The following is a 23730-nucleotide window of genomic DNA, read 5'->3' as shown; positions in this document are numbered from 1 at the left end:
ATAACCATACACGCAGCGGCTCGCCTGCACCGCAGCACCGCGCCGAAGCGTACGGCACTAGCGCTGAGTTTCGCCCGATAATAAAAAAGGGATGCCGATTGGCATCCCTGGGTTGTCTCATTGCGAGGACTCGGCTTATTTGCTGCCTTTACCATCCGGTGATTTCATATATTTGAAGAAATCACTATCCGGGCGCAGCACCATCACATCCTGGCCAGCCTTAAAGCTATTTTCATAGGCCCTCAAGCTACGGATAAAGGCGAAGAAGTCCGGATCTTTGCTAAAGGCATCAGCGAACAATTTCGCTGCTTCAGCATCCCCTTCACCACGAATAATACGTCCTGAACGCTCTGCTTCCGCTAGGGTACGCGTTACCTCGTAGTCAGCGGTAGCGCGCAACTTCTCGGCCTCTTCTTGCCCCTGAGAACGGTGACGACGAGCTACCGCCTCACGCTCGGCGCGCATACGCTGATAGATGGCATCGGAAACTTCGGTCGGCAAGTTGATCTGCTTGATTCGCACATCGACAACCTGGATCCCCAGCGCCGCCATGCTGTTCGGATTTACCGCCGGCTGTTTGCCGTTGGTCTCGCGCGCTACCCGCGCCGCCGCGCTGGCGATGGCATCATCTGCCTCCGTCGGCGCCGCCGCATCATCCACCGTACCGGTGTTCAAGGCGTTACGCACATCTTCCATTAGCTTGCCACGCGAATCGGTCACGATATCCTTGATGTCAAGACGACCGATCTCAGAACGCAGACGGTCGCTAAACTTACGCTTCAGCAACACCTCGGCCTGGGAGATATCACCGCCGCCGGTCGCCAAGTAGTAACGACTGAAATCGCTGATACGCCACTTGATGTAGGAGTCGACGATCAGATCTTTCTTCTCCTTCGTCACAAAGCGATCCGCCTGGTTATCCATGGTCTGGATACGCGCATCCAGCATCTTCACTGACTCAATAAACGGTATCTTCAGATGCAGGCCCGGCGCATACACCAGCGGCTTGTTTTCGTCATCACGCAACACCTTACCAAAGCGCAGCACGATACCACGCTGCCCTTCCTGCACCACGAACAGCGAAGCATACAACGCGACCAGCACGACGATGAGAATCACTAACAAAGACTTACGCATTAATAATCTCTCCCCAGGCGAGTGGTATCGTTACGCTGAGCGTTGACGCGACGCTGGTCCATCACGCTGCTATCCGTGCTACTACTGCTAGTGCTGGCCGGTTTACTGCTAGCCTGCGGCGGGTTGAGACGGATCAGGCTGGTATCCTTACTGTCGCTCGCCGCTGCCGCGCCCTTATCGCCGCCTCGCATGATCTGATCCAACGGCAACACCATCAGGTTGTTGCTCTTGTCGTCGACCAACACCTTGCGGGTATGGCCCAATACGCGCTCCATGGTTTCCAGATACAAACGCTCACGGGTGATCTCTGGCGAGGCTTTATATTCCGGTAACAGACGGGAGAAACGCCCGACCTCACCTTGTGCCTCTAGCACGGTACGATCCTTATACGCCTTAGCGTCTTCCAGGATACGTTGTGCCTGGCCGTTGGCGCGTGGTTGCACCTCGTTGGCGTAGGCTTCGGCCTCGCGGATATACTGCTGCTCGTTCTCACGCGCGGCAATCGCGTCGTCGAAGGCCGCCTTCACCTCTTCCGGCGGACGCGCGGCCTGGAAGTTAACGTCCAGAATCGTGATCCCCATATGGTACGGACGAATGATCTCCTCCAGTACCTTTTGGGTATCGTTACGGATCACGGTACGCCCTTCCGTCAGGATGGTATCCATGGTGTATTTGCCGATCACCGCACGCAAAGCGCTGTCCGTCGCCTGGCGCAGACTGTCATCGGCATTGGTCACATTAAACAGGTACTCTTCCGGGTTGGTCACCCGGTATTGCACGTTCATCTCGACGCGTACCACGTTTTCGTCGGAGGTGAGCATCACCCCTGAGGCGGCCAGTTCACGCACCGACTCGACATTCACCGGGATAACATCATCGATAAAGGTCGGCTTCCAGTTCAGACCCGGCTGTACCAGGTGGCTGAACTTACCAAAGCGAGTCACAACGCCACGCTCTGCTTCCTTGATGGTGTAGAAACCGCTGGCGGCCCAGATCACCACCACCGCGGCCACAGCCAAGCCCACCACTTTCTTACCGCCGATCGATGAACGCGGGCCGCCTGCTGAGCCGTTGCTTTTGCCTCCACCGAGACCGCCCAGCTTTTTACTCATCTTACGAAACAGATCATCCAGATCTGGAGGCCCCTGATCGCGCCCCCCTTTATTATTGTTTCCGCCGGAGTTGCCGCCATTATTATTGCTGCTCCCCCACGGGTCGCGGTTCTGTCCGTTATTACCGGGCTGATTCCACGCCATGCTTCGCTCCATTCTTCATTGATTGGTGTTCCTCAGGACTCAATCTAGCAGGCAATTGCTAAACGATAAAGCTTATCAATTCCTGTTGTTGCTTGCAGAGACGACGCCAGTCAACGACCGGCATACGGACCTGGAGTCCGATGCTGCCATCCTCTTCAATCCATTCCTTTTCGATTGCCTGAAGCTGGTAAAAACGGCTGCGCAAACGCCCTGCCGCTGGCGGCAAACGCAGCGTATAGCTGGCGATCTCGCCGCCCAGATGTTCGCTTAACGCCTGGAATATCAAATCCATCCCGCTGCCTTGCTGGGCAGAGACCCAAACACGCCACGGGCGGTTTTCTTCATCACGATCGATACGCGGCACGAAATCCGGCAGCATGTCGATCTTGTTCATCACCAACAATACCGGGATCGCATCCGCCCCGATATCTGCCAGTACGGTATTGACGGCGTTGATATTCTCATCGACCCGCGGGTCCGATGCATCAACGACGTGTAATAAAAGTGAAGCCTGCCGGGTTTCCAGCAACGTGGCCTTGAACGCGGCGACCAAATCGTGCGGGAGATGACGGATAAAACCGACCGTATCGGCCAACACCGTCGCCCCCACATCATCAACCTCGACCCGACGCAGAGTAGGATCTAACGTGGCGAACAACTGATCGGCGGCATAGACGCTGGCCGTCGTCAGGGTATTGAATAGCGTCGACTTGCCAGCGTTGGTGTAACCGACCAGCGAGACCGTCGGGATCTCGGCGCGTACGCGTGCCCGACGCCCTTGCTCACGCTGTTTTTCCACCTTTTCCAAGCGTCCCAGGATCAAATGAATGCGATCACGCAACAGACGACGGTCCGTCTCCAGTTGCGTCTCACCCGGCCCACGCAAGCCGATTCCCCCTTTCTGACGCTCCAGGTGAGTCCAGCCGCGCACCAGACGGGTCGCCAGGTGGCGTAGCTGAGCCAACTCAACCTGCAATTTACCTTCATGGGTACGCGCCCGTTGGGCAAAGATATCCAAGATCAATCCGGTACGATCGATGACGCGGCACTGACACAACCGCTCGAGGTTACGCTCTTGTGCCGGCGACAACGAATGATCGAACAACACCACGGAGGCATCAGTCTCGGCGACGGCCTGGGCGATCTCTTGCGCCTTACCCTCACCGACAAAATATTTGGGATGGGGAGCCTTACGGCTACCGGTAATGACGCGCAACGCCTGCACGCCCGCTGAGGAGACCAGAGACTCAAACTCGCTCAGATCTTCGCTATCTTTTTCCTGAGAAAAATAGATATGAACCAATACGGCCTGTTCACCGGCTTCGTAACGGTCAAACAAAGGAGAAACCTCTCAAACGGCATAGCCCGATGAGAACGGAGAGCGCAGATGACGATCCGCCATCACGGCTCCCCGACGGGACTGACCAACAATACGCCTTATTCAGCGTCATCGCTGCCCTGAGTGGACTGGGAAGCGGCCTGACCGGCGTGGTGATAGTTGCTGCTGCCCGCGCTGCCTGCACCCGCATTACCGCTGTGATGAGACACCGGACGGGAAGGAACCACGGTAGAAATCGCATGCTTATAGACCATCTGGCTGACCGTGTTCTTCAACAGAATGACAAACTGATCAAAAGATTCAATCTGACCTTGCAGCTTAATACCATTCACCAAATAGATCGAAACTGGGACACGTTCACGACGCAGCGCGTTCAAGAACGGGTCTTGTAAAGATTGCCCCTTAGCCATTCTATCTTTTCCTTATTTGCTAGTTGCTTGTTGTATATAACAATCGTTCAGTACTAAGAACCCGATGGTTCTAATCAAAATAAACTGCGTAAAAAATGCGCACGATGTACTATCTGGTTCACAAAGGCCAAGCAAACGCACAGCCATAGCCCAATTGTACACAATCAGTCAAGCGATGCACTAACAACCTGTGCCACGTAATCCAGCGCCTCGGCGGGCTTATCGCTGTCCAGCCACTGCACTGACTCCCATCCACGCAGCCAGGTCATCTGCCGCTTCGCCAGCTGACGGGTCGCGCATATACCGCGGTAAACCATCTCATCATAATCAATTTCGCCGGCCAGATAGGACCACATCTGGCGGTAACCGACGCAACGCACTGACGGTAGATCAGGGTGCAGATCGCCACGGGCAAATAGCCCGCGCGCCTCCTGCTCGAACCCTGCCGCCAACATTTGCTGAAAGCGCAGTGCGATACGCTGGTGCAACAATTCACGGCTCGACGGCGCGATGGCGAATTGGCTAACAGCATAAGGCAACGCCTCCCCACTAACGCGAGTCAGTTCTGTTAAAGTGTTACCCGAAACGAAAAAAACTTCCAGTGCACGGCTCAGTCTCTGTGGATCATTCGGATGAATACGTGCCGCCGCGATAGGATCGATGCGAGCCAGCTCCTGATGCAACGCCGCCCACCCCTGTTCACGGGCCTGCTGCTCGATGCGCGCACGCACAGCCGCATCCGCCGGCGGTAACGGAGAGAGTCCCTCTAATAGCGCCTTGTAATACAACATGGTCCCCCCCACCAGCAACGGGATACGCCCCTGGGCGGTGATCTCGGCCATCTCACGCAAGGCATCGGCGCGAAAATCAGCCGCAGAGTAGCTCTGCGCCGGATCGCGAATGTCGATCAAGCGATGCGGCGCCCGCGCCAATTCGTCGGCACTCGGCTTGGCGGTACCGATATCCATGCCACGATAGATCAACGCCGAATCGACACTGATGATCTCCAGCGGAAAACGCTCACGCAGCGCCATGGCCAGCGCCGTCTTGCCCGAGGCGGTCGGCCCCATAATAAAAATTGCCGGAGGTAGTTTCTGCATCTGCTTGTCGTTACTCACTGGGGTTGTTCTGCCTGGCGTAATTGCACCACGGCAGGCTGTAAATCCAACGGCTGTAAGAGCGCGCGGGGCGGCGACTTTACCAGTTGGGGGGCGAGACGTTCAAGATCAGCCAGCAGCTGAACCGCCTGCGCCAGCGTCCATCGCGCAGCCTCCTCGCCCTGCCAGTGAGCGGCCAGCCAAGCCGCCACACTCGGTAGATCGCACGTCGATGCCGTCGCCAGATATCCCAACAGCTGCGGGATCAAGTGCGGCAAGTTTTGTTGCCGTAAGGGAAGCGGAACCGCATGCAATAAGGCATGCTGGCGCTCCAGCGTCAACTGAATACCCAACTGCTGTAACACGCCTTGCTGCGCCTGCGCCGCCTCTCGCTCCGCCGCCTTCAGCGTCAGTCGTACAGGGATCAACAGCGGCTGCGCCTTTAACGCCGCATCCTGTAGCGGTAAAAGTTGCGCCCGCAACACGCAGCGGCGCGCATAGTCCAAGTTGAGCAAAGCCACGCCGGCTGGGCTCTCGGTCAAGGCGATCCCGTCGGCACACAGTGTCAACACCCGCCCCAATGTCTCCGCCGCCGCCTCGGGACGATCGGCCAGGGCGAGCGCCGTCGGGGCCAGCGGAGGCGCATCGATGCTCGTCGGCACCGGTGCTGGCGACGAGGTCGGTACGGATGACGCCGCCAACGTTGCCTCATGCGCGCGCTGGGCTGGTACAGCCTCCACCGCTAGCAAACGCTGATAAAGCTCGCCCTCGCGCCGACGGAAAATATCCCCCGCAGGCAGGCGCGGTGTCGCGGCGGGGCGCGGAGCGGCATGCACCGTGGCTACACTCGCCTCCACGGCTGGCCGGATAAAGCGATTTTCACCGGCGGAGGCGCGGTTTTCGCCCCCGCGACGGGGCGCGGCGTCCGCCTCCGTAAGCGATGACGCGGCGCAAGGCGGGGTCGCCCCAGCGCTAGGATGTGCTTGTTGCAATACCTCGACCACCGCCTGATAAATAAAGTCATGCACCAGGCGCGCCTGATGGAAGCGCACCTCATGCTTGGCTGGATGGACATTAACATCGACTTGGCGGGGATCGATCTCCAGATACAACACATAGGCCGGCTGATGCTCATCGCTTAGCCGATCCTGATATGCCTGGCGAATGGCGTGAGTAATCAGGCGGTCACGCATCATGCGTCCATTGACATAACAGTACTGTAGCTCGCCGATCTGACGGATCCCTTGCGGCGCAGCCACCCAGCCGTGAATGGCCAGATCGTCGTGCCGCCAGGTTAGCGCGAGAGCGTGCTGCATGAAGGGCGCGCCACAAATGGCACCCAGGCGGCGCTCACGCGCCTCGCTCTCCCGTACCGCTCGGTACTGACGAACCACCTTGCCGTTATGCTGGAGAGTCAGAGTAATATCGAAGCGAGCGAGGGCAATGCGCCGCACCACCTCATCGATATGCGCGAACTCGGTCTTCTCGGTACGCAAGAACTTACGCCGTGCCGGGGTGTTATAAAACAGATCCAGCACTTCCACCGTGGTACCGACCGGATGGGCCGCGGGCTTGACCGTTACCGCCATCTCGCGCCCTTCGGCATAGGCCTGCCACGCCTCCGCCTGCTCGGCGGGGCGTGATGTCATGGTCAGACGCGACACTGAACTGATACTGGCCAACGCCTCACCGCGAAAACCCAGACTCACGATGGCCTCAAGATCGTCCAATGTACTGATCTTGCTGGTGGCGTGACGCGCTAGCGCCAAGGTCAGCTCCGTCTTACCGATGCCACTGCCATTGTCGCGGATGCGGATCAGCTTGGCACCACCGCGCTCGATGTCGATGTCGATACGCGTCGCGCCAGCGTCCAGGCTGTTCTCTACCAGCTCTTTCACCACCGATGCCGGGCGCTCGACCACCTCCCCGGCGGCAATCTGGTTGGCCAACTGTGGCGGCAAGATCTGAATCGGCATAACGCTATCCTTCGGGTTAACGCGACGGAATGCGCAGTCGCTGCCCCAACTGCACCTCATCGCTCTTCATTTTATTCGCCTGGCGAATGGCCTCCATGCTGACGCCATATTGCGCGGCGATACGCGTCAACGTGTCGCCACGTTTCACCAGATGACTAACCGGTCCACGACTCACTGCCGGGCGAGAAACGGCGCGCGTCTGCGCCGGCACCTTTAGACGCTGGCCCACCCAGACCCCCTCTTTCTTCAGGTTGTTGAGCCGCATCATGCCGCTCAGGGTCGAACCATAACGGTTGGCGATCCCCAACAGCGTCTCACCCCGTTGTACCACGTGGAGCTGCGTCGCGGACGGTTCCGCCGTCGTAGCCTGAGCGTCGCTACCGGCCGCGCTGGCTTTCAGCGGCCGGTTTTCCACTTTTGGGCCGCTTTGCAACGGGTGCGCCAGAAAGTAACTGCGTACCCCCAAGTAGATCGCCCGCGCGACGCGCTCCTGATGCTGAGCATTCCCCAGCAGGCGCTCCCCTTCACTGTTACTGATAAAGCCGGTCTCCACCAACAATGAAGGAATATCCGGCGAACGCAACACCCCTAGGCTAGCGTGCTCCGGGTGACGCTTGTGCAGACGCCCGACGCTCTGCATCTGGCGCAACACCTGCACCGCCACGTCGTAACCGACCCGCTGCGAGTGGCCGAATTGCAGATCGAGCACAGTCTGGCTCAAGTACTTATCCTGATTGCTGTTGGCTAACACGTCACCGGCACCGCCTAGCAGTTCGGACTGTTTCTCATGCTGCTCCAGCCAGCCGGCCATCTCACTATTGGCGCGACGATTCGAAAGCACCCACACTGAGGCGCCGTTTGCACTGCGATTCGGCGCCGCGTCGGCATGGATCGAAATCAACAGGTTGGCCCTCTCTCGCCGAGCGACATCTGAACGCCCCATCACCGAGATGAAGTAATCCCCCGTGCGCGTCAGCACTGGCTGAAACATCGGGTCCTCTTCCATCAGGCCTTTCAAACGGCGAGCGATCGCCAAGGTAACATCTTTTTCCCGTAGTCCGCCCTGACCGATGGCGCCGGGGTCCTGTCCGCCATGCCCGGCATCGATCGCCACCACGATACGGGAGCCGTCATAGCGCCCACGATTCTTTGCCATCTGTACCGGTACCGCAGGCGTCGATACCACGCGCGGTTGCGGAGCGGACACCTGCGGGCGGGAAGCGCCATGGAAAGGATTCTTGCCCGCCATCGTGGGCTTAGACGCCGGCGTAGTCCGCGTCTCCGCCCGCAAGGTCAATACCGCCCGATTGCCACTCCGGCTCAGCGTGACCCGCGCGGGGTGCGTGATATCGAATACCAACAGCACCTTACCCGCACGCTGCTCACCACCGTCGCGAATACGACTCAGCATGTTTTCGCCACTGAACTCCATCGGCAAACCACCGGTGATGCGTTTGCTCTCGGCGATCTCGACCAACACCCGATCGGGGTTACGCTCGACACGCTGAGTCAGTTGCGGAGGGGCGGTAAAGGTCAGCGTGACCACCGCCTGACGATCGCCGTTGCTCACCTGAATATTGGTCAACTGGGCGGCGGAGGCCATCGTAGCCAGGCACCACCCCAGCGCCAGGGGTAAGATAAAACGCAAAAACCGCTGCAACCACCTCATCAATGCCCGTCCCTTATTACCGCGCCAATGCGGCCATCACGGTCTGACCGTGGACGCTATGCGCCTCGATCACCGCCTGACGCGCGTTGCCGTTATAAGTCAGATGTAGCGTAATATCCGGCTCCGGCAGGAAGCCCATCCCTTGCTGTGGCCACTCCACCAGCAACAGCGCATCTTGGGCAAAATAGTCACGGATTCCCATAAACTCCAGCTCTTCAGGATCGGCCAGGCGATACAGGTCGAAGTGATACACCGGACGCGGTGTCAACAGATAGGGTTCGACCAGGGTATAGGTTGGGCTTTTCACCGTTCCTTGATGCCCCAAGGCTTGCAGGAAACCACGGCTAAATGTGGTCTTACCCGCCCCCAAATCACCATACAGGTAAATCACGGTGGCCGCATGACAGGCGCGCGCCAGCGCGTCGCCCAATGCGATGGTTGCCGCTTCATCCGGCAGTTGCAGTACGAGATTTGTCATCGTTGTATTATTCGTTCTGGTCGTTCAAGTTCAAGGATTTACCCAACGCCTGATCTCAGGCAGCAGATCACTGGCCAGCATACCGCGCGGGCCCTCGCGCTGCGCCAGCACATCGGCGGCAACGCCATGCAGGACAACGCCGGCGCAGGTGGCATCATACAGCGGGAGCTTTTGCGCCAGCAAACCGCTAATGATACCAGAGAGTATGTCACCCATCCCGCCGCTTGCCATCCCGGGATTACCAATATCAGCAATCGCACAGCGGGTCTCATCGACAATCAGGGTTCCCGCGCCTTTCAACAGCGCGACACCACCGTAACGCCGCTGTAACGCGCGCACCGCCGCCGGCCGATCCTGCTCAATCTGGGCAATGCTGCATCCCAATAGACGAGCCGCCTCTCCCGGATGTGGCGTAATCACCCGGCGCGCATTGCCATGTGGTGCGTGAGCCAACAGGTTGAGGGCGTCGGCATCCCAGAGCATCGGGTGGTGACAGTCGGTGAGCGCCGCCAAGGCATCCCGTCCCCAGGCCCGCTGCCCCAAGCCCGGTCCGATCGCGACCACGTCGGCCCACGCGAGCGCCTCGCGCAATGCGGCCGGCCCCAACACCTCGACCATCAATTCAGGGCAGGCCGCCAACAACGGCGCGACATGCTCCGCCCGCGTCAATACCCGCACCAGTCCGGCACCGCTACGCAACGCCGCCTGGCCCGCGAGGCGAATCGCCCCCCCCATGCCGCGATCGCCACCGATCAGTACCAGTCGCCCCTGCTCGCCCTTATGTGTCAAGGGCGAGCGCGGCGGCAACCATCCCGCTAAATCCCGGCCATCCAGCCGACGCCATGGCCAGCGCTGCGCCGCCAGCCAGGTCGAGAGGCCTAAGGGATCACAATGCAATTGCCCGACGACAGCGCGCGCCTGCCCGGTCAGTAGCCCCGGCTTCAGGCAGATAAAACTCTGGGTATGTGCGGCCTGCACGACGGCGCCGGCGGCAATGCCGGTGTCGGCATCCAATCCCGAGGGAAGATCGAGTGCAACCACTGGAGCGGGATGGGCATTGATCGCGGCGATCAACCCATCATAGGGCGCGCGTGGAGCAGCATGTAGACCGATGCCCAGCAAGGCATCGACGATCACCTCAGCCTCCGGCAACGGCAGCGTGGCCGGCTGCACCGTGCCCCCTGCCTGCAACCACTGTGCGCGTGCTTGTTCCGCCTCAGGCGCTAATGGTTTATGCCCCGCCACCGCCAACAGGGTGACCTGCATTCCACTGGCGCGTGCCAGACGCGCCACCACATAGCCATCGCCACCGTTATTACCTGACCCGCACAGGATCAGCCAGTGACGCGCTACGGGATAATATTGGCGAACTCGATTAAACGCCGCCTGTCCGGCGCGCTGCATCAATTGCGCCAGCGTGATGCCATGCGCCTGCGCGGCCCGGCGCTCTGCGTCACGTACCCAATCCGCTGGCGCTACATAGTGTGCTAAACTGCTGGCGTTTCCGTAGCAAGAATGGCCCATCATGACTCATCCCCTCGATCTGCATCAGTTAGCCCAACATATCAAGCAATGGGGGCTATCGCTAGGATTCCAACAGGTAGGGATCGCCGATACGGATCTGCGCGTCGAAGAGGATCGGCTCCAGGCGTGGCTGGATCAGGGCTACCATGGGGAAATGGCGTGGATGGCACGCCATGGCATGATGCGGGCGCGTCCCGCCGAACTGTTGCCCGGTACCTTGCGGGTGATCAGTGTCCGCATGAACTACTTGCCTCCCAATGCGGCCTTCGCCTCGACCCTGAACGATCCGACGCGCGGTTACATCAGCCGGTATGCCTTGGGACGCGACTACCATAAGGTACTGCGCGGCCGTCTTAAGCAGTTAGGCGCAATGATCCAAGCGCACTGCGGCGGTGCCCTCGGTTTCCGTCCGTTCGTCGATTCGGCACCTCTGCTGGAGCGCCCCTTGGCGGCCAAAGCCGGACTCGGCTGGAACGGTAAACATTCGCTCCTGATTAACCCACAGGCTGGTTCCTGGTTCTTCCTCGGCGAACTCTTAGTCGATCTGCCACTGCCCGTCGATACACCGCAAGAGGCGCAATGCGGGCGCTGTGTCGCTTGTATGACCACCTGTCCGACCGGTGCCATCGTCGCCCCGTATACCGTGGATGCGCGGCGTTGTATCTCTTATCTGACGATCGAAGCGGAGGGCGCCATCCCAGAGGCCCTGCGCCCATTGCTTGGCAACCGTATCTATGGCTGTGACGATTGCCAGATGATCTGTCCTTGGAATCGCTTGGCGCCGTTGAGCACAGAGGCCGACTTCCAGCCCCGCGCGGCGCTGCACGCTGCCACATTGACCACCCTATTCGCCTGGGATGAAGCCACGTTCCTCCGCATGACCGAAGGCTCAGCCATCCGCCGTATCGGCTATCAACGTTGGCTGCGTAATCTGAGCGTCGCTCTCGGCAACGCGCCCTACGCCGCCGAGATCGTAGAACTATTAACAGGCCGCCTAGGGATCAGCCCGCTCATCGATGAGCACATCCACTGGGCGCTGGCGCAACAGTTAGCGAAACGCAACGCACTCACCGTCGAGGTGATCAGCAACCAACAACGTCGGCTGATCCGCGCCGTCGAAAAGGGACTGCCACGCGACGCTTAGTCGAACAAGCCGCACTGCGCTACTGTGCATAAAAATAAAATTTTGTTGTTATTCAACCCTCAGGCCAAATGCAAGTGCGCCACATCCCGATTTTTCTCTTATTTTATGATTAAAAATCAATATGTTATATTGATGGTGCATTTTTGCTAGCGGTGAAAGCAGCGACGAGACCGACGAAATCCTGTGGATAACTCTGTTGATGGAAGTGTGTGCAATCACCACCGACGGCGCAGCGCGTCAGGTAGGGAGGTTTTAGACTAGGAGAAACGAAGAAGAAAATTGGAGCGGGAAACGAGACTCGAACTCGCGACCCCAACCTTGGCAAGGTTGTGCTCTACCAACTGAGCTATTCCCGCAGAGTGATGCTTCTGGCATCGACACCATAACAGTAATGGTGTTTGGAAGTTTGGAGCGGGAAACGAGACTCGAACTCGCGACCCCAACCTTGGCAAGGTTGTGCTCTACCAACTGAGCTATTCCCGCAATGGTACTGCTTTTTTTCATCCAGCCGCATAGCGACCTTCTAAATTTGGAGCGGGAAACGAGACTCGAACTCGCGACCCCAACCTTGGCAAGGTTGTGCTCTACCAACTGAGCTATTCCCGCGTCGCGTAACCGAACGGCCTATGTTTGAAAAACATCACAATTCCGTCTCGGTACGGGGAGCGCATTATACGGGGATTTTTATCTCCCGCAAGCCCCCCGAGGCGAAAAAGTCAGATAAATTGACTGATTGCCGATAAAAGCGCCGGAGCGCGCACATTATCGGCAAACACGCTTACAACCGAATAAAATTGCTGCGGTAATAAGCCAATTCCGCCACCGATTCGCGAATGTCATCCAGTGCCTGATGCGTATTTTGCTTATGGAACCCCGCCAGGATCTCCGGCTTCCAGCGACGCGCCAACTCCTTCAAGGTGCTGACATCCAGGTAACGATAGTGAAAGTAGCGCTCCAACTCAGGCATATAGCGGAACAGGAAACGGCGATCCTGGCCGACGCTATTACCGCAGATCGGCGAGACCCCAGCCGGCACCCATTGGCGCAGGAAGTCGAGGGTGGCCTGCTCGGCGGCGGCCGTATCGTAATGGCTCTCCTTTACGCGTTGTACTAGACCGCTCGCGCTATGAGTACGCACATTCCACTCATCCATCAGTGCTAGCTGGGCGTCGTCCTGATGGATCGCAATCACCGGCCCCTCGGCCAACACGTTTAACTCGGCATCCGTCACCAATGTGGCTATCTCGATGATCCGGTCGCGCTCGGGATCCAGCCCGGTCATCTCCAGGTCAATCCAAATCAGACGCGTTTCGCTTGCACTCATAGTTCCCCCGGCAAATAGTATGAATTGGTGCGGCGTGTCTAGGGCGATCGTTATGACGCTCAATTGCGAGACACAGCCCAGCGTGTATCATAGACACTTTCCGCGCTGTGGGCGATCGCCACAGTGCCGCAGCAAAGAGAGTGAGGCGCAGTTGAGTAAAAAAAGACTATCGCACGGCCAGCAACGGCGGATGCATGCCAACCACCAGCGTCGTCTACAGCAGACGGAGCCTAACGCGGAGCTGGACGATACCCTGTTCGGTGACGCCCAGGAGGGGGTGGTCGTCAGCCGTTTCGGCAAACATGCCGATGTTGAGGCTGCCGATGGCACTCAGCAACGCTGCAACATCCGCCGCACCCTGCCCTCGCTGGTCACCGGCGATCGGGTCGTCTGGCGTCCCGCCACGCAGGCGGGTAGCAAGGGCGTCGTCGAAGCGGTACATCCGCGCAGCTCGGTGCTGACCCGACCGGATTACTACGACGGGGTGAAACCGATCGCCGCCAACATCGATCAGATCGTCATCGTCTCGGCGATCCTGCCGGAGCTCTCGCTAAATATCATCGATCGCTACCTAGTCGCCTGCGAGACGTTGTCCGTCGAGCCGCTGATCGTGCTGAATAAAGTCGATTTGTTGGATGCGGCAGGGCGTGAGTTCGTCGAAGAGGCCATGACCATCTACCGGGACATCGGTTACCGGGTGGTGTTGGTTTCCAGCCACAGCGGTGAGGGGATGGCACAGTTGCAACATTTGCTTACTCAGCGTATCAGCATCTTCGCAGGCCAGTCCGGAGTGGGAAAATCTAGTCTACTCAATGCGCTATTGCCAGCATTGGAGAGCCAGATCGAAGTCGGGGCCGTCTCCGGCAATTCGGGCTTAGGCCAACACACCACGACCGCTGCCCGGCTGTATCACTTCCCGCAAGGCGGCGATGTGATCGACTCCCCCGGAGTACGCGAGTTCGGCCTATGGCATCTGGATGCCGAGCAGATCACCTTGGGATTTATCGAGTTCCGCGATTATTTGGGCAACTGTAAGTTCCGCGACTGCAAACACGGTAACGATCCGGGCTGTGCATTGCGCGAGGCCGTCGAGCGCGGAGAGATCGCCGAAACCCGTTTTGATAACTATCATCGTATTCTAGATAGCATGGCGCAGGTTAAACTGCGCAAGAACTTTACCGGCGGCGAGCGTTAACGCCGTCTGGTGCACTGACTTCCCGCAGGGGGAGCGCGCTGTATGACCCGGCGGGGCCATAGGCCGCCGCTAGACTATCTGGTTGGACTAAAGAGGCTAACGTGCTCGATAGCATTAAAATCAAACTGCAATATTTACTGCCGAAACAGGCGCTGACCCGCTTGGCGGGCTGGGCCGCCGACAAACAGGCCGGCTGGCTGACGCAGAGCGTCATCAAGGGCTTCGCCCGCTATTACGGCATCAATATGCAGGAGACGCTTTACCCCGATCCCGCGCACTATAAAACCTTCAACGACTTCTTCGTCCGTCCGCTGCGTGACGGTGTGCGCCCGATTGCCGAGTTCGCCGATGGTGTGGTGCTCCCCGCCGACGGCACCATCAGTCAGCTCGGGCCGATCGAGGCGGGACGTATCCTGCAAGCCAAGGGACACGACTATACCCTTGAGGCGCTCTTAGCCGGCCAATACCTGTTGGCACAGGAGTTCGCTGGCGGCCAGTTCGTCACCACCTATCTCTCGCCGCGTGACTATCACCGAGTACATATGCCCTGTGACGCTCGCCTACGCGAGATGATCTATGTTCCCGGCGATCTGTTCTCGGTCAATCCGCTCACCGCCACCAATGTGGCCAATCTGTTCGCCCGGAACGAGCGCCTGATCTGCATCTTCGATACCGACTTCGGCCCTCTCGCCCAGATCCTGGTCGGTGCGACCATCGTCGGCAGCATCGAAACCGTCTGGGGGGGCTGCGTCAATCCGGAGCGGACCGGGATCATCCGCCGCTGGACCTACCCCAGTGAGGGGGAAGGTGTCATCACCTTGCAGAAAGGACAAGAGATGGGGCGCTTCAAACTCGGCTCCACGGTGATTAACCTGTTTGCCGCTGGCCGCATTCAGTTCGACGCCGCCCTGAACGCGGGTAGCGTCACCCGCATGGGACGCGAGCTGGGCCATGCGCCAGCAGCGCCTCACACCGCCGAGCCCATCACGGAGTAACCCCTTCGGCGCGGTGGCGGGTACCGCGCCGTTCGTCATACCATCGCGAGGGTCGACCATGCGCCTGATCCACCGTCTCCTCCTGACCGGGCTGCTGGCATTCTGTCTGCCGACGCTGGCTCAGGCCACACTCAACGAACGCCAGCTCACCCTGGATCTGAAGCAGGCCGAAGCCGCCAAAAACGCCCCGGCTCAAGCCGAGACTGTCGAGGCGCTACAAAGCGCACTGAGTTGGATCGACGAGGCGAAGGCTGCTAAACAGCGCACACAACAGTACCGCACGACCATCAGCGACTTCCCACGCCTGAGCCGCGAGCTACGCCAACAGCTAAGCGATGAAAGCAGCCCGCCCCCCACTAACCCGCCCCCTGCCGACGAGGCGGAGCAACAAATCCTGCAAATCAGCAGTCAGTTGCTGGAAGTAGCGCGCCAGCTACAGCAAGAGCAGGATCGCGCACGCGATATCAGCGATTCCCTGGGACAAGTGGCACAGCGTCAAGCCTCGGCGCGCAAAGCGCTGAGCGAAGCCGAACGCCGCTTACAGGAGCTAACGGTCACTGACACCGCACTCGCTCAAGCGCAATCTGCCCAGCTCCAAGCCGAGGTCGCCGCGCGTAAGGCGCAACTAGACGAGCTAGAGCTGGAGCAGCTATCGGCCAGCAACCGACAAGAGTTGGTGCGCCTACAGAGTGAGGTTTTGAGCAAACGCCATGAGCGCCTCGACCTCCAGCTACAGGGATTACGCAACAGCTTGAATAGCCAGCGCCAACGGGAGGCCGAAGCGGCGCTAGCGCGGACGCAACGCCTGGTAGAGCAGAGCGATAACCTGCCGCAATCCATCATCGCGCTGCTGACGCGCAACCAGATGCTGTCGCGCGATCTCAACCAGCAGGCGCAACGTCTGGATGAGATAGCCAACCGCCAGCGCGTCATCAGCGGGCAAACCCAACAGGTACGCCAGGCACTGAACACCCTGCGCGAACAGGCGCAGTGGCTGAGCGTCTCCCCCGCACTGGGTGAAACGCTGCGTGACCGCCTGGCTCGCCTGCCGGAGATGCCCAAGCCGCAACAGCTCGACAACGATATGGCTCGCTTGCGTGTACAACGCCTACACTATGAGAGCCAACTGGCCGAGCTAACGCCGGCCGATCAGTTCCGGCAGAACGACGGCGAGCCGCTCAGCGCCGCCCAACAGCGCCTGCTGGCACCGCAACTCACCATGCAGCGTGAGCTACTGAATGCCTTGTTGTCGGGCTGCGACAGTCAGATCCTCGAACTGACCAAGCTCAAGGTTGCCAATACTCAGTTAGTCGATGCCCTGACGGCGGTACGCGAAGCCACCCACCGTTATCTGTTCTGGGCGGCGGACATCGATCCCGTCGGCTTCGGCTACCTGCTGATGACCCTACGCGACCTGGATCGTCTGCTGTCGCTGGATACCCTGGCACAGCTCAGCCAGGCGGCGCTGATGATGATCAGCGATCGTAACACACTGCTTCCGCTATGCGCGGCCCTACTGCTGGTAGGCTTCAGCATCTACTCACGCCGTCACTACCGTGCCTTCATGGCGCGCGCCGCCGGGCAAGTCGGCAAGGTTAATCAGGATCATATCTCGCTCACTCTGCGTACCCTGTTGTGGTCGATCCTGGTGGCGCTGCCGCTCCCAGTCCTGTGGGCAACGCTCGGCTATGGGCTACGTAATGCCTGGCCCTATCCCGTGGCCGTCGCCATCGGTGATGGAGTCAGTGCCGCCCTGCCGGTGTTGTGGGCCTTCATGATCAGTGCCGCCTTCTCCCGCCCCGACGGCCTATTTATCGTCCACTTCGGTTGGGGAGAACGCCAAGTCCGGCGAGCGATGCGTTACTACCGCATGGCTATCTGGATCATCGTGCCGCTGCTGATGGCCGTGGTCACGTTCAATAATCTGGCCGACCATAGCTTTAGCGCCACCCTGGGGCGTGCCTGCTTTATCATGCTGTGCATCGCCCTGCTGCTATTGACCTCGAGCCTGTATCGCGCCGGTATTCCCCTCTATCTCAACCGCGCTGGCTCGGGCGAAAATCTGCTGAACTACCTGCTGTGGGGAGGCCTACTTTGCGCCCCGCTGGCGGCGATCTTCGCCGCCCTGCTCGGCTATCTCGGCACCGCTCAGGTATTGCTGGCACGTCTGGAAACCTCTGTCGCAATCTGGTTCGCTCTACTGATGATCTATTCGGTGATCCGGCGCTGGATGTTGATCCAACGTCGGCGCATCGCCTTCGATCGCGCCAAGCAACGGCGCGCCGAACGACTGGAGAAGCGGAGCCGTCACGAGGAGGATGCTCTGCATCCCGCCAGTGTCGAGGGCAGCCAAGAGGCGGAAGAGATCAGGGTGGATCTGGATGCCATCAGCGATCAGTCGCTACGCCTGGTGCGTTCGATCCTGACGCTGGTCGCGTTGATCTCACTGATCTGGCTCTGGTCGGAGCTGCACTCTGCCTTCGCCTTCCTGGAGAATATTCGCCTGTGGGATGTGACGGCTAATAGCGCCGGCGGTGAGACGCTACAACCGATCACTCTGGGCGCGGTATTGATCGCCATCCTGGTGATCTTGGTGACCATCCAACTGGTGAAAAATCTGCCAGCGCTACTGGAATTGGGACTGCTACAGCATCTGGATCTGACTCCCGGCACCGGTTACGCCATCACCACCATCACCAAGTACCTGTTGATGATCGTCGGCGGGCTGATCGGATTCTCACTGCTGGGCATCGAATGGTCGAAACTACAGTGGCTAGTAGCCGCACTGACCGTCGGTCTAGGCTTTGGCCTCGGGGAGATCTTCGGCAACTTCATCTCCGGCTTGATCATCCTGTTCGAGAAGCCGATCCGTATCGGCGATACAGTCACCATCCGCGATCTGACCGGCACCATCACCCGCATCAATACCCGGGCCACCACTATCTCCGACTGGGATCGCAAAGAGATCATTGTGCCCAACAAAGCCTTCATCATGGAACAATTCATCAACTGGTCGCTCAGCGACCCCATCACCCGCGTGGTATTGACGGTGCCGGCCGAGGCCAGCGCCAACAGCCAGCAGGTGACGGCGCTACTGTTGCAGGCCGCCGGGCAATGTTCGTTAGTGCTCGATACTCCCCCGCCAGAGGCCTATCTGGTCGATATTCAGCAGGGGATACAGATCTTCGAGTTACGCATCTATGCCTCAGAGATGGCGCATCGTATGCCGCTGCGCCATGAATTACATCAATTAATCTTAGCCGCCTACCGCCAGCACCAGTTGGTACTGCCCTTCCCGCCGATCCAGATCGGACGCGACTCACTGCGTCCGGCACAGGGCTCCGCATCGCGCACCTTCAACAGCGGTGGTTTATAACGGCGACAAAAAACCCGCGCTTGGCGCGGGTTAATAGCGTGGCGCGGAAACGGCGCGACGGGTCAAGCGCGATCGACCGAAAAGGCGATCACCTCACTCAAGCGCTCGGCCGACAGGGCTAACATGATCAGACGATCGACGCCCAACGCCACCCCAGAGCTATCCGGCATGCCGTGGGCCAATGCCGCCAACAGATGTTCATCGATCGGCTGTTGCGGCAACCCCAGCGCCGCCCGCTTGCGATTGTCCTGCTCGAAACGCAAGCGCTGCTCGTCGGCATCGGTTAACTCGTGGAAACCGTTGGCTAGCTCCACCCCGCGATAGTAGACCTCGAAACGCTCCGCGACCCGATGGTCTTCGGTACTGATCTGCGCCAGAGAGGCCTGACTGGCAGGGAAGTGATAGACAAACGCCGGACGCTCCTTACCGATATGCGGCTCGACGCCAAAAGCGAACAACAGTTGCAGCAACGTATCACGATCCTCTTCTTTATCGGCCACGTTGCTTAAATCTAATTTAGCCGCCACCTCTCGCAACTGGGCTTTATCCGCCGAGAGCGGATCAACATCCAAATGGCGAATAAAGGCCTGCTGATAAGAGAGCGTCTCGGCACTGTCGCACTCCAACACCTGCTGCAATAAGTCATCCACCTCATTCATCAGGCGATACATATCGTAGTGCGGCCGATACCATTCCAACATGGTAAATTCCGGGTTATGGTAGCGGCCGGACTCTTCGTTGCGGAAGCTGTGGCACAACTGATAAATCGGCCCACTGCCGGCAGCCAACAGACGCTTCATATGGTATTCCGGGCTGGTCATCAGATACAGCGTCATTCCCTGGGCCACCCCTGGGCCGACAAAGTGGGTCTGGAAGGGAACCAGGTGAACATCCGTGATCGTGGCCTGACTCATCGACGGTGTGTCGACCTCCAGTACGCCGCGATCCGAGAAAAAACGCCGGATAGTGGCCATGATGCTGGCGCGCTTCAACAAATTGGCCACAGGTGCACTGGGTTGCCAGCTTGCCGTATCGCTCATGATGATAACTCCGAAATAAAACAGGATGGGCAGTCTACTCGCTTATCGCCGTAGATGACAGTACCCGGGACGGAAGGGATGCGCCAAATTGCTAGGAAACTAATAGATTGCCGAGCAAACTATATACATTGGCTTAAAAAGCAAATAAAACATATTAAAATTAGAATATAGCGACAGAAACATTATTAAGATCACGTTTTGCTATTTTTTCCCGCCTTAAAAAGGATAAAACACCCAACCACATCAATTTTCCATTACTTCAATATGGGTATAATTTTCGAATTCGAACTTAAAAAACACAACCATTCCCATGCATCATTAAAGACCGCGTTCACGAGTGTGCTACCTTTCTTTAATATGTAGTCTGGAATGGTTCTTTGTTTTTAAATGTTACTTTACCATTGAACACCCGGAGGAATGCAGTGCAAACCTTTAACGCAGACCTTGCCATCGTCGGGGCTGGGGGTGCTGGCTTACGAGCAGCGATTGCCGCCGCCGAGGCCAACCCTCAACTGAAGATTGCCTTAATCTCAAAAGTCTACCCGATGCGCAGCCATACCGTGGCGGCGGAAGGCGGTTCCGCGGCCGTCACTCAGGCTCATGACTCTTTCGATTTCCACTTCCATGACACCGTTGCTGGCGGTGACTGGCTGTGTGAGCAGGATGTCGTCGACCACTTCGTGCATAACTGCCCGCGTGAAATGACCCAGTTGGAGCTGTGGGGCTGTCCGTGGAGCCGTAAGCCTGACGGTTCGGTCAACGTCCGTCGTTTCGGCGGGATGAAGATCGAGCGCACCTGGTTTGCCGCGGATAAGACCGGCTTCCACATGCTGCACACCCTGTTCCAAACCTCTCTGAAGTATCCGCAGATCCAGCGTTTCGACGAGCACTTCGTGCTGGATATTTTGGTGGATGAGGGGCAGGCTCGCGGTCTTGTCGCCATCAATATGATGGAAGGCACGATGGTGCAGATCCGCGCCAACGCCGTGGTTCTGGCGACCGGCGGTGCAGGCCGTGTCTACCGTTACAACACCAACGGCGGCATCGTAACCGGCGACGGTATGGGGATGGCGTTCAAGCACGGCGTGCCGTTGCGTGATATGGAATTCGTCCAATATCACCCGACCGGTCTACCGGGCTCAGGCATCCTGATGACCGAAGGTTGCCGTGGCGAAGGCGGTATCCTGGTGAACAAAGACGGCTATCGCTACCTGCAAGACTACGGCCTCGGGCCGGAAACGCCGCTGGGCGAGCCGAAGAACAAATACATGGAGCTGGGTCCGCGCGACAAAGTTTCTCAAGCTTTCTGGCACGAATGGCGTGCTGGTCGCACCATCTCTACTCCGCGTGGCGATGTGGTGTACCTCGACCTGCGTCATCTGGGCGCCAAGAAGCTGCACGAGCGCCTGCCGTTCATCTGTGAACTGGCCAAGGCCTACGTGGGTGTTGACCCGGTCAACGAGCCGATCCCGGTACGTCCGACCGCGCACTACACCATGGGTGGGATCGAAACCGATCAACACTGTGAAACCCGTATCAAGGGTCTATTCGCCGTCGGCGAATGCTCCTCTGTCGGTCTGCATGGGGCTAACCGTCTCGGCTCTAACTCCTTGGCTGAGCTGGTCGTCTTCGGCCGCGTCGCCGGTGAAAGCGCCCTGCAACATGCTCTCCAGGCCACCCCGGCCAACGGTGCCGCACTGGATGCTCAGGTGAAAGACATTGAGGGTAACCTCAAGGCTCTGGTCAACCAGGAAGGCAACGAAAACTGGGCGACGCTGCGTGACGAGATGGGAATCTCGATGGAAGAGGGTTGCGGTATCTACCGTACCACCGATCTGATGCAGAAGACGGTCGACAAACTGGCCGAGCTGAAAGAACGTTTCAAACGCGTCAAGATCACCGACACCTCCAGTGTATTCAACACCGAGCTGCTGTATGCCATCGAGCTGGAGCATGGTTTGAACGTGGCCGAGTGTATGGCCCACTCCGCGATCAACCGTCGCGAATCCCGTGGCGCCCACCAGCGTCTGGATGAAGGCTGCACCACGCGTGATGATGTGAACTTCCTGAAACACACGCTGACCTACTTCAACGAAAGCGGCGCGCCGCGTATTGAATACAGCGATGTGAAGATCACCAAACTGCCGCCGGCCCAACGCGTATACGGTGCCGCCGCAGAAGCTCAGGAAGCGCAGAAGAAAGAGGAAAAAGCGAATGGCTGAGATGAAAAACCTGAAAATGGAAGTCATGCGCTACAATCCGGAACAGGATGCCGAGCCGCATTTCGCGACCTATGATGTACCGTATGACGAAACCACGTCCCTGCTGGATGCCCTGCTGTATGTGAAGGACAATCTGGCTCCCGACCTCTCTTTCCGTTGGTCTTGCCGCATGGCGATCTGCGGCTCCTGTGGGATGATGGTCGATAACGTGCCGAAGTTGGCTTGTAAGACCTTCCTGCGCGACTACCCGAATGGGATGCGCATTGAAGCGTTGGCCAACTTCCCGGTCGAGCGCGATCTGGTCGTCGATATGACGCACTTTATCGAGAGTCTGGAAGCGATCAAACCGTATGTCATCGGTAACGATCGTAAACCGGAAGAAGGGACCAACAAGCAGACGCCGGCACAGATGGAGAAATACCATCAGTTCTCCGGCTGCATCAACTGTGGTCTGTGCTACGCTGCCTGCCCGCAGTTCGGTCTAAATCCGGAGTTCATCGGCCCGGCCGCGATCACCTTGGCCCACCGCTACAACCTGGACAACCGTGACCACGGTAAGAAAGAGCGTATGCCGGTGCTGAACACCCAGAATGGTGTTTGGAGCTGTACCTTCGTCGGTTATTGCTCAGAAGTCTGCCCGAAACATGTGGATCCGGCTGCGGCCATCCAGCAGGGCAAGGTAGAAAGTGCCAAAGACTTCATGATCGCAATGCTGAAACCGCAATAAGGGAGACTCGATTGCAATGACGACTTCAACCAAACGCAAACCCTATGTGCGGGGTATGTCATCTAACTGGTGGCAAAAGCTGGGTTTCTATAAGTTCTACATGCTGCGTGAGAGTTCAGCGCTGGAGAACGTCTGGTTCAGCATCGTGCTGATCTATGGCGTCTTCTCACTGAAAGACGGGGCCGCTGGCTGGGAAAGCTTCGTTGCTTTCCTGCAAAACCCGCTGGTATTGGTCCTGAACATCATCTCCCTGCTGCTGGCCGTGCTGCATACCAAGACCTGGTTTGAGCTGGCGCCGAAAGCGGCCAACATCGTGGTCAACGATGAGAAGATGGGTCCGGCACCGATCATTAAGGCGCTGTGGGCTGTCACCATCGTCGCAACCGTGGTGGTCCTGGGCCTGGCCCTGCTGTAACCGAGGAGAAAGCAGATGAACAATAAAGTGTACAAACGTTCTGACGAGCCAGTTTTCTGGGGCCTGTTTGGTGCCGGCGGTATGTGGGGGGCTATCTTTGCCCCGGCGGTGATCCTGATCGTCGGTATCCTGTTGCCACTGGGCATGTTCCCGGATGCGTTGACTTTCGAGCGCGCCCTGAGCTTCAGCCAGAGCATCATCGGCCGCATCTTCTGGCTGCTGATGATCATTCTGCCGCTGTGGTGTGGTCTACACCGTCTGCATCACATGATGCACGACCTGAAGATCCACGTACCGGCCGGCAGTTGGGTATTCTACGGCTTAGCAGCCATTCTGAGCGTCGTGGCGCTGATCGGGATCTTCACCCTGTAATCCGCTCTCGCACAGTAAGTAAAAGCCTCCTCCG

The 23730-nt window shown here is 58.6% G+C and carries 19 protein-coding genes and 3 tRNA genes; 8 read left to right on the top strand and 14 right to left on the bottom strand.

The window, feature by feature from the left end; all coding sequences use genetic code 11:
- Positions 1–135: 135 nt before the first annotated feature.
- The 9 genes from hflC to nnr all read right to left on the bottom strand — a co-directional run bounded on the left by hflC (position 136) and on the right by nnr (position 10889).
- Positions 136–1137, bottom strand: a complete 1002-nt coding sequence (hflC, locus tag EHO01S_RS08100) for a protease modulator HflC (RefSeq protein WP_024523484.1) — start codon at positions 1135–1137, stop codon at positions 136–138.
- Complete coding sequence (gene hflK / locus EHO01S_RS08095; protein ID WP_024523483.1) at positions 1137–2393, bottom strand: FtsH protease activity modulator HflK; 1257 nt, start codon at positions 2391–2393, stop codon at positions 1137–1139. The genes hflC and hflK overlap by 1 nt, the downstream gene beginning before the upstream one ends.
- Before the next feature lie 58 nt (positions 2394–2451).
- Entirely contained in the window at positions 2452–3732 is a 1281-nt protein-coding gene (gene hflX, locus EHO01S_RS08090; protein ID WP_024523482.1) for a ribosome rescue GTPase HflX, read from the bottom strand.
- Positions 3733–3830: 98 nt separating this feature from the next.
- Positions 3831–4142, bottom strand: a complete 312-nt coding sequence (hfq, locus tag EHO01S_RS08085; RefSeq protein WP_024523481.1) for an RNA chaperone Hfq — start codon at positions 4140–4142, stop codon at positions 3831–3833.
- A 164-nt stretch (positions 4143–4306) separates the two neighbouring features.
- Entirely contained in the window at positions 4307–5242 is a 936-nt protein-coding gene (gene miaA, locus EHO01S_RS08080) for a tRNA (adenosine(37)-N6)-dimethylallyltransferase MiaA (protein ID WP_035370370.1), read from the bottom strand.
- Positions 5243–5256: 14 nt separating this feature from the next.
- Positions 5257–7215 (bottom strand): DNA mismatch repair endonuclease MutL, encoded by a 1959-nt coding sequence (gene mutL / locus EHO01S_RS08075; protein ID WP_024523479.1) that lies wholly within the window; start codon positions 7213–7215, stop codon positions 5257–5259.
- 16 nt (positions 7216–7231) lie between these two features.
- Positions 7232–8884 (bottom strand): N-acetylmuramoyl-L-alanine amidase AmiB, encoded by a 1653-nt coding sequence (amiB, locus tag EHO01S_RS08070; protein ID WP_051355210.1) that lies wholly within the window; start codon positions 8882–8884, stop codon positions 7232–7234.
- Between the two features lie 16 nt (positions 8885–8900).
- A complete protein-coding gene (gene tsaE / locus EHO01S_RS08065; RefSeq protein ID WP_024523477.1) occupies positions 8901–9362 on the bottom strand; it encodes a tRNA (adenosine(37)-N6)-threonylcarbamoyltransferase complex ATPase subunit type 1 TsaE in 462 nt (153 codons plus the stop codon).
- A gap of 30 nt (positions 9363–9392) precedes the next feature.
- Positions 9393–10889 carry a bifunctional ADP-dependent NAD(P)H-hydrate dehydratase/NAD(P)H-hydrate epimerase gene (gene nnr, locus EHO01S_RS08060; RefSeq protein ID WP_024523476.1) on the bottom strand — a complete coding sequence of 499 codons (1497 nt, stop codon included), beginning with the start codon at positions 10887–10889 and terminating at the stop codon, positions 9393–9395.
- Here nnr and queG point away from each other — a divergent pair.
- Entirely contained in the window at positions 10888–12030 is a 1143-nt protein-coding gene (queG, locus tag EHO01S_RS08055) for a tRNA epoxyqueuosine(34) reductase QueG (protein ID WP_024523475.1), read from the top strand. The two genes, nnr and queG, sit on opposite strands and share 2 nt — an antisense overlap.
- Positions 12031–12310: 280 nt before the next feature.
- Here queG and EHO01S_RS08050 read toward each other — a convergent pair.
- From EHO01S_RS08050 to orn, 4 genes are all read right to left on the bottom strand, one after another.
- Positions 12311–12386 (bottom strand) — tRNA-Gly (locus EHO01S_RS08050).
- A gap of 51 nt (positions 12387–12437) precedes the next feature.
- Positions 12438–12513: transfer RNA gene (locus EHO01S_RS08045), tRNA-Gly, on the bottom strand.
- 47 nt (positions 12514–12560) lie between these two features.
- A tRNA-Gly gene (locus EHO01S_RS08040) sits at positions 12561–12636 on the bottom strand.
- A gap of 172 nt (positions 12637–12808) precedes the next feature.
- Positions 12809–13354: an oligoribonuclease gene (gene orn / locus EHO01S_RS08035; RefSeq protein WP_024523474.1), complete on the bottom strand. Its 546-nt coding sequence runs from the start codon at positions 13352–13354 to the stop codon at positions 12809–12811.
- Positions 13355–13505: 151 nt separating this feature from the next.
- Here orn and rsgA point away from each other — a divergent pair, with 151 nt between their 5' ends.
- The 3 genes from rsgA (at position 13506) to mscM (ending at position 18920) form a co-directional block, all read left to right on the top strand.
- Positions 13506–14549: a small ribosomal subunit biogenesis GTPase RsgA gene (gene rsgA, locus EHO01S_RS08030; RefSeq protein ID WP_024523473.1), complete on the top strand. Its 1044-nt coding sequence runs from the start codon at positions 13506–13508 to the stop codon at positions 14547–14549.
- A 101-nt stretch (positions 14550–14650) separates the two neighbouring features.
- On the top strand, positions 14651–15544 hold the full coding sequence (gene asd / locus EHO01S_RS08025) for an archaetidylserine decarboxylase (RefSeq protein WP_024523472.1): 894 nt from the start codon (positions 14651–14653) through the stop codon (positions 15542–15544).
- A gap of 58 nt (positions 15545–15602) precedes the next feature.
- Positions 15603–18920, top strand: a complete 3318-nt coding sequence (mscM, locus tag EHO01S_RS08020) for a miniconductance mechanosensitive channel MscM (protein WP_024523471.1) — start codon at positions 15603–15605, stop codon at positions 18918–18920.
- Positions 18921–18982: 62 nt separating this feature from the next.
- Here the strand turns inward: mscM and epmA are convergent, their stop codons facing one another.
- Positions 18983–19960, bottom strand: coding sequence for an elongation factor P--(R)-beta-lysine ligase (epmA, locus tag EHO01S_RS08015; RefSeq protein ID WP_024523470.1), 978 nt, complete (start codon positions 19958–19960; stop codon positions 18983–18985).
- A 422-nt stretch (positions 19961–20382) separates the two neighbouring features.
- Between epmA and frdA the strand changes: the two genes are divergently transcribed.
- From frdA to frdD, 4 genes are read left to right on the top strand one after another with little or no spacing between them, the layout of a single operon-like run.
- A complete protein-coding gene (gene frdA / locus EHO01S_RS08010; RefSeq protein WP_024523469.1) occupies positions 20383–22182 on the top strand; it encodes a fumarate reductase (quinol) flavoprotein subunit in 1800 nt (599 codons plus the stop codon).
- A complete protein-coding gene (locus tag EHO01S_RS08005; protein ID WP_024523468.1) occupies positions 22175–22909 on the top strand; it encodes a succinate dehydrogenase/fumarate reductase iron-sulfur subunit in 735 nt (244 codons plus the stop codon). The genes frdA and EHO01S_RS08005 overlap by 8 nt, the downstream gene beginning before the upstream one ends.
- 16 nt (positions 22910–22925) lie before the next feature.
- Entirely contained in the window at positions 22926–23324 is a 399-nt protein-coding gene (frdC, locus tag EHO01S_RS08000; RefSeq protein ID WP_005296021.1) for a fumarate reductase subunit FrdC, read from the top strand.
- 15 nt (positions 23325–23339) lie between these two features.
- Entirely contained in the window at positions 23340–23696 is a 357-nt protein-coding gene (gene frdD / locus EHO01S_RS07995) for a fumarate reductase subunit FrdD (protein ID WP_005281123.1), read from the top strand.
- Positions 23697–23730: the final 34 nt, after the last annotated feature.

Origin of the sequence: Edwardsiella hoshinae NBRC 105699 = ATCC 33379 (assembly GCF_000474215.1) — a bacterium.
In the GTDB taxonomy this organism is placed as follows: Bacteria; Pseudomonadota; Gammaproteobacteria; order Enterobacterales; family Enterobacteriaceae; genus Edwardsiella; species Edwardsiella hoshinae.
This window is presented reverse-complemented; position numbering and strand designations above follow the sequence as displayed.